A 9,844-nucleotide genomic window follows, 5' to 3' on the forward strand; every position below is an offset into this window, starting at 1 on the left:
GATGCTGGGACCGCGCGCGACCTGCTGTCGTCGTTGTTGTCCGGCATGATCACCATGACCTCTCTTGTCGTGTCGATAACGATGGTCGTGCTGTCGCTTGCGGCGGGACAGCTAGGTCCACGCCTGATCGGCAACTTCATTCAGGACCGTCAAATTCACATGGTGCTCGGCTTGTTCATGGGCACGATTCTTTACACGCTTATCGTTCTCCGCAGCGTTACAGACCAGCTCGGGCCAGACACCGTTCCCCATATCGCCATTACGGTGGCGAGCGCGCTCACAATGCTCTGCCTGTTCGCGCTGCTCTTTTACGTCCACAAGATCGCTCGGTCCATTATCGCCGACACGGTGGTAAAGGAGGTGGCGAACGATCTCGAGCACTCTATCGCCGGCGCCGCGCGCGAGGAGCAGTCGGGTCCGACCGGGGAATTCGACCCCAGCGGATACCGGTATCAAACCTATGCCTCGCTCGGCGACGCCGGTTATGTGCAAGTGGTCGATTACAACGGGCTGGTCTCGTGTGCGGAAAAGGACGATTTGCTCATCCGAACTCTCGTCCGCCCAGGTCATTTCGTTCTCCGGGGCGGCAATCATGTTGAGATTTTTTCAAACGATATCCTCTGCGATGGATTCGCTGCGAAGCTGCGGTCGGCTTTCGTCATCGGAGCGGAGCGGACCCCAACTCAAGACCTCGAATTCTCCGTGCGGCAGCTCGTTGAAATCGCCGTGCGCGCGCTGTCGACCGGTATAAACGACCCCTTTACAGCAATCGCCGTCATCAACCGGCTCGGTGCCGCACTCGAAAGCGTGAGCCGCCGTCCTTCGCTCCCGGTACGCTATCGGGACGAACGCGGTCAGGTGCGGGTCGTCACGCTGACCACCGACTTCCCGGGACTGCTCGACGTTTCTTTCAACCAAATCCGGCAGGCGGCTTCCGGGAACGCGGCCATACTCATCCAGATGAGCCGAATTATCGGTCAGCTGGCGCTGATTGTGGAAGGGCAGGACTCACGGGAGGCGCTCCTCGCGCATCTCGACAAAATTGAGCGCAGCGCACGACGGACTCTGGCCGATCCGTCCGATTTGGAGGATTTCACGTCCAGAGCGGACGAGGCCCGCAAGCGTCTTGCAGCTCCCGTGCCCCACACGCTCATGCCGGAGAATAGCGACTGACTCTCATAGAGCGTATCTGCCGCATCGACATTCGAGGAGAGAAAGAATGAGCTATTTCCGCTTCGCCGCCATGATCGCCACGTCCACGATCGCGATGTTCGGCCTGATGTATCTCAATACCTTTGCGCTCGACCATGTTTGGTTCAGCGAGACGCGATTTTGGATGGCCTTCGTGATGGGCGCGGCCATGGCGATCATAATGTTGGGCTTCATGTGGAGCATGTATCAAAACAAGCGCGCCAATGTTGCGATCATCCTTCTAGGCGTCGCAGTTTTTGCGGGTGCACTTTGGCTGGTACGCAGCCAGGAGACTGTAAGCGACGTTGCCTACATGAAGGCGATGATCCCGCATCACTCGATCGCGATCATGACGAGCGAGCGCGCGCATATTCGCGACGATCGGGTTCGCAAACTCGCAGACGAGATCATCGCCGCGCAGGTCAGGGAAATCGGGGTAATGGAGCAGCTCATCGCAGATTTCGGGCAAAACCCGATAGCGTCCGATGTACCGGACCTTCCGCCTCGAAGTGCCTCGGGACGCTGACGTCGAGGGAACTGCGAGAAGCCGGCATCACGCGCGCTCCCTTGTCGTTAGAAAGCGGATTTGCGGCCATTTCTCGATGGCGCGGTTCAACTCCCAGACATCGCGGGCGAGGAAGACGGGCGCGTCGTCGCGATCCTGCGCGAGATTTTCGCGATGCCGCTCGATGAAGCTTTTGAGCATCGCGGGGTCGTCGCTCGTGATCCAGCGCGCCGTCTCGTAAGGCGCGCCCTCGAAGCCGACCGCGATCTTGTATTCCGAGGCGATGCGCGAGGCGAGCACGTCGATCTGAAGCTGACCGACCACGCCCACGATCCATTGCGCCCCAAGCATTGGCCGGAACACTTGGGTCACCCCCTCCTCCGCCAGATCCTCCAGAGCGCGCCGGAGATGCTTTGCACGCATGGGATCGTCGAGCCGGACCCGGCGCAGAATTTCCGGCGCGAAATTCGGGATGCCGGTGAAGCGGATGTCTTCGCCTTCGGTGAGTGTGTCGCCGACGCGCAAGGTGCCGTGGTTCGGAATGCCGATAATGTCGCCAGGCAGGGCCTCCTCCGCCAGCTCGCGCTCATGGGCGAAGAAGAAGATCGGATTTTGCAGCGTAAGCGTTTTGCCCGAGCGGGTGTGGTGCAGTTTCATGCCGCGGCGAAAGCGGCCCGAACATAGCCGGAAGAAGGCGATGCGGTCGCGATGGTTCGGGTCCATGTTGGCCTGCACCTTGAACACGAAGCCGCTGACGCGGTCTTCATCCGGCGTGATGCTTCGCGGCGTGGCCGGCTGCGAGCGCGGCGGCGGCGCGATCGTTACCAGAGCGTGGAGCAGCTCGTCGACGGCGTAGTCCTTGAGCGCGCTGCCGAAAAAGACCGGCGTCAGATGCCCGCCGCGATAGGCTTCGGGGTCGAGGTCGGGATAGGCTGACGCCGCCAAGGATGCACTCTCGCGAAAGCGTTCGAGAATGAGCTTCGGGACCAGCGCATCCAATTTGGGATCGTCGATGTCGTCGCAAGGGATAGACTTATCGTAAGCCCCACCGCGTCCGGCTTCGGATGTCAGGAAACGCTGTCCGGCAAAGTCGTAACAGCCGTGAAAATCGGCGCCCATGCCGACCGGCCAGTTCATCGGGCAGATGTCCAGCGCCAACATGCTTTCGATCTCGTCGAGGAGCTCGAAGGGATCGCGCGCCTCGCGGTCGATCTTGTTGACGAAGGTGATGATGGGGATGTCGCGCAGGCGGCAAACCTCGAACAGCTTGCGCGTCTGGCTCTCGATGCCCTTGGCGGCGTCGATGACCATGATCGCGGAATCGACGGCGGTCAGCGTGCGATAGGTGTCTTCGCTGAAGTCCTGATGGCCCGGCGTATCGAGCAGATTGAACGTGATGCCGTCGCGCTCGAAGGTCATCACCGAGCTCGAGATGGAGATGCCGCGCGCTCGCTCGATTTCCATCCAGTCCGACTGCGTGCGCCGCCGCTCGCCGCGCGCCCGGACGTGCCCCGCCATGCGGATCGCGCCGCCGAACAGAAGCAGCTTCTCGGTGAGCGTGGTCTTGCCCGCGTCCGGATGGGAGATGATGGCGAAGGTCCGCCGTTTCGGCCATTCCGGCGCTTGCTCCGCACGCACGCCCTGCGTCTTGAGATCGCTCGTCAGAATCGGACGGTCCCTCCGCGATGAGACTCGGCGACCGCCGCCGGCGCCGTTTGGGCGAGATAGACGGTCTGCGTGAAGGGACTGTCCTGAAGCGGGTTGTGGAACGTCACCGGTTCGGCCCTGGCCGAGGCAAAAATCTCGCCGAGGCGGGCGGTAAACGCGGCGTCGGGCTGCTCGTTCGACCAAAGGCCGAACACGCCGCCGGGGCGAAGGTGGCGTGCCAGAAGGCGCAGGCCGTCAGGCCGATAGAAGGAAGCATTCCGCGCATCGAGCAGCGCGTCCGGGGCGTGGTCGATATCGACGAGGATCGCGTCGTAACGGCGCCCGGGCGCGTCAGGATCGAAGCTGGCGGGCGAAGCCGCGAGCGCAAAGAAGTCGCCATGCACGAAACGGCAGCGCGGATCGGCGGTGAGCGCAGGACCGAGGGGGAGCAGCCCCGTTTTGTGCCAGTCGATCACCGCTTCAAGAGCCTCGACGACGATCAGCGAAGCAACCCCTTTGTGCTCCAGCACGGCCTTCGCCGTGTAGCCAAGGCCGAGCCCGCCGACAACCACATCGAAAGTGCCGCCGGACAGCGCCGCCAGGCCCAAGTCCGCCAAGGCGATCTCCGAGGCGGTGAAGAGGCTCGACATGAGGAAGTCCTCGCCGAGCTTGATCTCGAAGACATCCTTGCCGAGCGTCAGCTCCCGGCGGCGGCGCAGGCTGAGCGCCCCAATGGGTGTCGGGCGATAATCGAGTTCCTCAAACTTCACGCATCCAGCTCGCTGATGATAGCAGAGCGGTCCAAAACGACCGACGGCTCATGGAGATTTGAGGGTCTTATAAGGCGTCCCGGCTCATCGCGCCAATGCTCGGGCCGGGAAACGTGCCTCCGCTTTCGTGAAGCGGCGCGCCTTCAGCGCTATGCTAGGACCGACACCTCAAGGAGATCCGAATGGACGAGAAAACGATCGACAAGGCCGCCATCGCGCGACTGGCGAAAGCTCTGGTCTTCGTCTGCGGTGCGGAGCATCCGACCACGGTCGCTCTAAAAGAGGCCACGGAGAGCGGGTCCGAGCGGGACATCAAGACCGCCCGCACGCTGTTCCTCAGGCTGAAGCCGGGGGAACGCCGCGCGGCCCTCGCCATGCTCGAGGACGGGTAGGAGGACCGGGGCGCCTGCAACGCGAGAACGCCGCCGCGCCCCAGGGACTCGATCAGGTCAGATCCGGCCCATCAGTAGCAAGACGATAAGGATGATCAGGATCACGCCGATGAGGCCGATGCCGCTGTTACCGAAGCCATAGCCGTATCCGCCGAAGCGGCCACTGAAACCGCCAAGCAAGAAAATGATGAGAATGATGACGAGTATGAGTCCGAGCGACATGGCCTATCCCCTTTTTTTGCAGTGCCTCACCGACATTGAGCCGCTTCGCCCGCGGCTGTGAAGCTCTTATCGGGCTTTTCCCCCGCTCTTCTCGCGGCCGATGCGGCCTCGATTCCACCGATAAAGGGGCGGATCGCGCCATTTGGCGGGTGCTCGCGCTTATTCGAGCTTCTCGCGAAGGAGCTCGAGCCGGAGCCATTCTTCCTCCGCAGCCGCGCGCTCGCCTTGCGCTTTTGCGAGCTCGGCGCCAACACTTGTGAAACCGGCGCGGTCGGTCGCGTAAAACGCCGGGTCGGCGAGACGCTGCTCCAGCCGGCGGATCTGCTCGCTGAGCGCCTCGATGTGCCCGGGGGACGTCTTCAACGTGTGTTGCTCGGTGGGGCTCAAGCGCTTGCGCGGCTCCTTACCGGGGCGCGGGGCCGGTGCCGGACGAGAGGCCTTCGGCGCCGACGGCGGAGCCGGCGGCTTCTCATGCTGTGAAACGCCGATGCCGTGGCCGCGCTGCGCCACCATGTCGGAATAGCCGCCTGCATATTCGATCCACCTGCCCTGCCTCTCATAGGCAAGCAGCGAGGTGACGGAGCGGTCGAGGAAGTCGCGGTCGTGGCTGACAAGAAGCAACGTCCCGGGATAGCTCGCGAGCATCTCCTGCAAGAGGTCGAGCGTCTCCAGATCGAGGTCGTTGGTCGGCTCGTCGAGCACGAGCACGTTGGAGGGACGCACCAGGGCACGCGCGATCATCAGCCTGCCGCGCTCGCCGCCCGACAGCGCCTTTACCGGTGTGCGCGCCTGCTCGGGCTTGAACAGGAAATCCTTCATGTAGCTCGTGACGTGGCGGGGCTCGCCGTCGATGATGACCGTATCGCCACGTCCGCCCGTCAGCGTCGCGGCGACGGTCGCCTCAGGGTCGAGGCTTCCGCGGCGCTGATCGAGCGTCGCGATCTCCAGATTGGTGCCGAGGCGCACGCGGCCTTTATCGGGGGCAAGCGTCCCGGTCAGCAGATTGATGAGCGTCGTCTTGCCCGCGCCGTTCGGGCCGACGAGCCCTAAGCGATCGCCGCGGGCGATCCTCAAGCTCAGGTCGCGGACCACAGTGAGATCGCCATAACTCTTGGCGACGTTCTTCGCCTCGATGACGAGCCTGCCGGTCTCCTGCGCGTCCTGCACCGACAGCTTCACTTTGCCGGTCGCGCGATTGGCGCGGCTGCGCTTGCGCGTGTCGCGGAGCACAAGTAGCGATTCCAGCCTGCGCTGATTGCGCTTCCGCCGTGCGCTGACGCCGTAGCGGAGCCAATGCTCCTCTTGCACCACGTGCCGGTCGAGCTTGTGACGCGCGCTCTCCTCTTCTTCCAGGATCCCGTCGCGCCACGCCTCGAACGCGGCGAATCCCTTCTCCAGGCGCCGCGCAATGCCGCGATCGAGCCACACCGTCGCCCGCGATAGATTCTCCAGGAAGCGGCGGTCATGGCTGATCAAAACCATGGCCGAGCGCGATGCCTTGAGGGCTGCCTCCAGACCTTCGATCGCCACCACGTCGAGATGGTTGGTGGGTTCGTCGAGGAGAAGAATATCGGGCTCCGGGGCCAGCACGCGGGCAAGCGCCGCGCGGCGGCTTTCGCCACCGGAAAGCCGTGACGGATCCTCCGCGCCGGTGAGGCCGAGACTCTCAAGGAGATGGCGCGCACGGTGCGCATCGTCGCCGGGGGCGAGGCCCGCCTCGACGAAGGCGAGCGTGGTGGCAAATCCGGAGAGGTCGGGACTTTGCGGCAGATAGCGGACCGTCACCAAAGGCTGGACGAAGCGGCTGCCGGCATCGGGCTCGATCATGCCGGCCGCGATCTTCAGCAGCGTCGACTTGCCCGAGCCGTTGCGGCCCACGAGACAGAGGCGCTCCGACGGGCCGATCGACAGGCCGGCGCCGACTAGCAGCGGCGTCGAGCCGAAGGAAAGATTGATATCCTTGAGGAAAAGGAGCGGCGGTGCCATGACGCCGCCTCTTTAGCGAAAGCGTGCGCGCGCCGCCAATGCGGCGGCAGCAGTGGTCAAAGCGTAACGCTGATCCCGCGAATATGGCTTCGCATCAGCTCGGCGACGTGGCGGGCCTGTTCCAGGCTCGTGCCGGGCTGCAAATCGAAGCCGACCAGCCCGCTAAACCCCGCGATCTCGAATTCGGGCTCGGCGACAATCGCAGTCTCACCGTCAGGTCCCTCTTTGACGACGAAGGTGACGTCTTGGCGGTCGGTCGTCATTCAAGCTCTCCTTGCGTAGCCGCGCTTAACGGCCCGGTACGTGCAGCACCGTCGTGCGCCGATTGAGGAAGCGCAACGTCACATAGACGATCGCGGCGACGATGAAGGTAATGACCCAGGCTTCGTCGAACAGCAGACGGCCGAAGATCAGAACACCTTCTAGCAGCTCGATAGCAGCGAACGCAACGATGATGGCGAAGAAGCCGGAATATTCCCGCCGCAGCACATTCCGCAAGGAAAACTCGAGTTCCGGCGATTTCCAGCTCGAGAAGCGCGGAAAGAACGCAGGCACGCTTTTTGCCCACTCCGAATAGGCGGACCCGAAACGGGCTGCGAGATAGTGCTCCTCGGCGGCGATGATGCGCTCCAGATAGATGACCAGGAACAGGGCCATCACGATGACGAAATAGACGCCTTCGGTGAAGACCGCGATGGACATGTAGATGACGGCGTTGCCGAAATAGAGCGGATTGCGCGTCAAGGAATACATGCCGGTGACCTTGAGGGTGGAGGCGACCTGTTCGCGGCGGTTTCTTCCCGACGTCCCCGCGGGGACGAAGCCGACCGTGAAGGCACGGATGCCGAGCCCGACAAGGCAAGCGCTATGCACATGCCCTCATAGACGTGATCGGGTTCGGCTGGGCTGATCGAAGGCATTGAAGACACCTTCCGCGCCCCGCGAAGCCTCGGGCTTTGGGTGGGGCCTTTGTCGGGCACTCCTCCCACATCTCCGCGTTCCTAGATCTTTCCCAACGAAATCCATATGGGCATGGGAACCCGTGAACATCGTTGACGTTAAAGAAATTCACACATTGGCTCTGCAGCGGAGGAATATCGCATGCGTCCCCTCGTCGAACCTTCGCCCTCGTTGCGCTGTACCTGCGGGGGCGAACTGCAGCTTAAGCTCATCGAGCCGGCTGACCGCAGCTTTAGAAAACAGAAAGAATTATTCATCTGCACAGACTGTAGCCAGGAGCGAACATTCCTCGCCGACCGGAACCCGTATGTGGCGCCTATATTTGGATTTCGATAGATTTTCTCTCAGTAATGGTGAGGCATTCCGAATCGCGCCGGTTCGCAATGCTACGGGCTAGTAGCGGCTTTCGGCCCTCATCCGTCTTACCGCTATTAGTACTCAATGTCGGCTTCTGGCACGAAGCAGACCTCACAGGCGCTACGCCTCGCACTCAGCTTTTTACCCAAAGAGGACGTCCGTTCCCCCTTCCGGGGCGACCTGCGTCCAAGCTAGGAACCAACTCCGCGTGCTCACTGCGTGTAGGCCATGTAGCGCATGATCCTCTAACTGCCGTCGCCCTGTCTGCGGAATATGTCCATTCCCGACTCGATAGACCGGTTCGCCGCCGTCCTCACCAGTAATCGTGAGGGTCCAGACAAGCCGCACCATCGATATCTCGCCAAAGACGAGGATCTCCTGAATGTCGGGCGAGTAGGGAGTAGGAGCGCGTGCTGTCGTTCAGCCCACGTTTGAGCCGATCGCAAATAATGCGGCAATTTTGCTCGTGTCGACCATCGTGAAATTCACGATATAGGGAACGGCCTGGTCTCCCGACGCGTATTGATCCGGCGAATGAGCATTGAGAACCCGCTTTTGGGCGCGCCGCGCATCCATGGCGAACTGCTCAAGCTCGGGTTTGAGGTCGCGTAGTCGAGCGTTGCCAAGTACATGGCCAAGCGACGCGGGCCGCCAAGTCAGGGATGGCGAACCTTTCTGCGCAACCACGCGCCGGACATTGCCGCCATGGACTTGTTCGTTGTCCCGACCATCAGCTTCGACCCGCTCTATGCCCTCGTCATCGTTCGGCTAGACCGCAGAGAGCTCGTTTGGATCAACGTCACAACAAACCCGACGGCAGAATGGATTATGCGTCAAATAACGGAGGCATTTCCTTGAGACGATGCCCCGCAGTACCTCATTCGCGATCGTATCGGATTTACGGCGCCATCGTCGCACGCCGATTGCGCGCCATGGGCATTCGGGACAGGCCTGCTGCACCAGCCTCGCCTTGGCAGAACGGCTTTGCGGAACGGCTGATCGGATCGATCCAGGCGCGAGTGCGTCGACCATTTCGTCGCCTTGGGTGAGGCGCATCTGCGCCGGGTCCTGCGAGCCTATGCCCGCTATTACAATGACATCAGAACGCGCCGGTCGTTGGACAAAGATTCCCCGTTTCTCGCCCCATTCAGCGGACCGGAAGCATTAGGTCATGCGCGATCCTCGGCGGACTTCATCACCACTACGACCGGGTTTAGGTTTTCGGTACACACAGGAGGAGGATTGCGCCGCAAAAAAGGTGACGCTTCGGCGCCTGGATGACGTGCGGGGTAAGATCACCAGCCTGAAGCGGCTAGAGAGAGCACTAAAGAGCATGACCGAGGCATGTAAGCCCGGCGATCAAAAGTCGTGCCCGATCTTCGATGCTCTATCCGGGCGAAGTTGAGCCGCCCCATTCAAACTGGCCCACTACCGGAAGTCCGCTATGGTCATTAGCGGACGTATGGACGTGCCGCCGAGTTAATCCAGGACGGCGGCGAAACCCGTGGCTAGATCGACGTGTCCCCGCCGAGGACGAAAGTGACCAACATGTTGACGCGGTAGGCCTTAATCTTGCCGTCCGTCACCATGACCTTTTGCTCCTTAATCCACGCGCCTTCAACGTTCTTGAGCGTCTTGTCTGCTCCTGGCGATCCCCTTCTGAATCGCATCCTCAAAGCTCTTCACGGAAGTCGACGTGAGTTCGATGACCTTGGCGACAGACATGACCAAACCTCCTGCGTGGATACCAACAGCACAAGGCAGCATAGCATTTACGGGCCTAGCTGGTACGTTGCCGTCAGGCACTCGGACGC

At 61.9% G+C, this 9,844-nt stretch carries 10 protein-coding genes and 1 pseudogene; 3 read left to right on the forward strand and 8 right to left on the reverse strand.

The window, feature by feature from the left end; translation table 11 throughout:
- Together ACR2J1_RS00510 and ACR2J1_RS00515 are read left to right on the forward strand one after the other, a co-directional pair.
- Nucleotides 1-1,173: DUF2254 domain-containing protein (locus ACR2J1_RS00510; RefSeq protein WP_434017383.1), on the forward strand; the 1,173-nt coding region annotated here is incomplete at its 5' end.
- Nucleotides 1,174-1,219: 46 nt separating this feature from the next.
- On the forward strand, nucleotides 1,220-1,717 hold the full coding sequence (locus tag ACR2J1_RS00515) for a DUF305 domain-containing protein (protein ID WP_434017384.1): 498 nt from the start codon (nucleotides 1,220-1,222) through the stop codon (nucleotides 1,715-1,717).
- Nucleotides 1,718-1,744: 27 nt separating this feature from the next.
- Here ACR2J1_RS00515 and ACR2J1_RS00520 read toward each other — a convergent pair whose 3' ends face one another.
- Together ACR2J1_RS00520 and ACR2J1_RS00525 are read right to left on the reverse strand one after the other, a co-directional pair.
- A complete protein-coding gene (locus ACR2J1_RS00520) occupies nucleotides 1,745-3,334 on the reverse strand; it encodes a peptide chain release factor 3 (RefSeq protein ID WP_434017385.1) in 1,590 nt (529 codons plus the stop codon).
- Nucleotides 3,335-3,357: 23 nt separating this feature from the next.
- Nucleotides 3,358-4,113 (reverse strand): spermidine synthase, encoded by a 756-nt coding sequence (locus tag ACR2J1_RS00525; RefSeq protein ID WP_434017386.1) that lies wholly within the window; start codon nucleotides 4,111-4,113, stop codon nucleotides 3,358-3,360.
- A gap of 182 nt (nucleotides 4,114-4,295) precedes the next feature.
- Between ACR2J1_RS00525 and ACR2J1_RS00530 the strand changes: the two genes are divergently transcribed.
- Entirely contained in the window at nucleotides 4,296-4,505 is a 210-nt protein-coding gene (locus ACR2J1_RS00530) for a hypothetical protein (RefSeq protein ID WP_434017387.1), read from the forward strand.
- Between the two features lie 57 nt (nucleotides 4,506-4,562).
- Here the strand turns inward: ACR2J1_RS00530 and ACR2J1_RS00535 are convergent, their stop codons facing one another.
- The 6 genes and pseudogenes from ACR2J1_RS00535 to ACR2J1_RS00560 form a co-directional block, all read right to left on the reverse strand.
- On the reverse strand, nucleotides 4,563-4,727 hold the full coding sequence (locus ACR2J1_RS00535; protein ID WP_434017388.1) for a DUF3309 family protein: 165 nt from the start codon (nucleotides 4,725-4,727) through the stop codon (nucleotides 4,563-4,565).
- A gap of 159 nt (nucleotides 4,728-4,886) precedes the next feature.
- Nucleotides 4,887-6,713: an ABC-F family ATP-binding cassette domain-containing protein gene (locus ACR2J1_RS00540; protein ID WP_434017389.1), complete on the reverse strand. Its 1,827-nt coding sequence runs from the start codon at nucleotides 6,711-6,713 to the stop codon at nucleotides 4,887-4,889.
- Between the two features lie 56 nt (nucleotides 6,714-6,769).
- Nucleotides 6,770-6,976, reverse strand: a complete 207-nt coding sequence (locus ACR2J1_RS00545) for a hypothetical protein (protein WP_434017390.1) — start codon at nucleotides 6,974-6,976, stop codon at nucleotides 6,770-6,772.
- A gap of 25 nt (nucleotides 6,977-7,001) precedes the next feature.
- Entirely contained in the window at nucleotides 7,002-7,586 is a 585-nt protein-coding gene (locus tag ACR2J1_RS00550; protein WP_434017391.1) for a methyltransferase family protein, read from the reverse strand.
- An 864-nt stretch (nucleotides 7,587-8,450) separates the two neighbouring features.
- Complete coding sequence (locus ACR2J1_RS00555) at nucleotides 8,451-8,717, reverse strand: hypothetical protein (protein ID WP_434017392.1); 267 nt, start codon at nucleotides 8,715-8,717, stop codon at nucleotides 8,451-8,453.
- An 821-nt stretch (nucleotides 8,718-9,538) separates the two neighbouring features.
- A pseudogene (locus ACR2J1_RS00560) lies at nucleotides 9,539-9,755 on the reverse strand (dodecin family protein).
- Between the last annotated feature and the right edge of the window lie 89 nt (nucleotides 9,756-9,844).

The sequence above is a fragment of the Methyloceanibacter sp. genome, from assembly GCF_050999895.1.
GTDB lineage: Bacteria > Pseudomonadota > Alphaproteobacteria > Rhizobiales > Methyloligellaceae > Methyloceanibacter.

Coding starts and splice junctions, on each gene's coding strand:
- ACR2J1_RS00535 (WP_434017388.1), bottom strand. CDS start 4,727: ATGTCGCTCGGACTCATACTCGTCATCATTCTCATCATTTTCTTGCTT.
- ACR2J1_RS00530 (WP_434017387.1), top strand. CDS start 4,296: ATGGACGAGAAAACGATCGACAAGGCCGCCATCGCGCGACTGGCGAAA.
- ACR2J1_RS00540 (WP_434017389.1), bottom strand. CDS start 6,713: ATGGCACCGCCGCTCCTTTTCCTCAAGGATATCAATCTTTCCTTCGGC.
- ACR2J1_RS00515 (WP_434017384.1), top strand. CDS start 1,220: ATGAGCTATTTCCGCTTCGCCGCCATGATCGCCACGTCCACGATCGCG.
- ACR2J1_RS00545 (WP_434017390.1), bottom strand. CDS start 6,976: ATGACGACCGACCGCCAAGACGTCACCTTCGTCGTCAAAGAGGGACCT.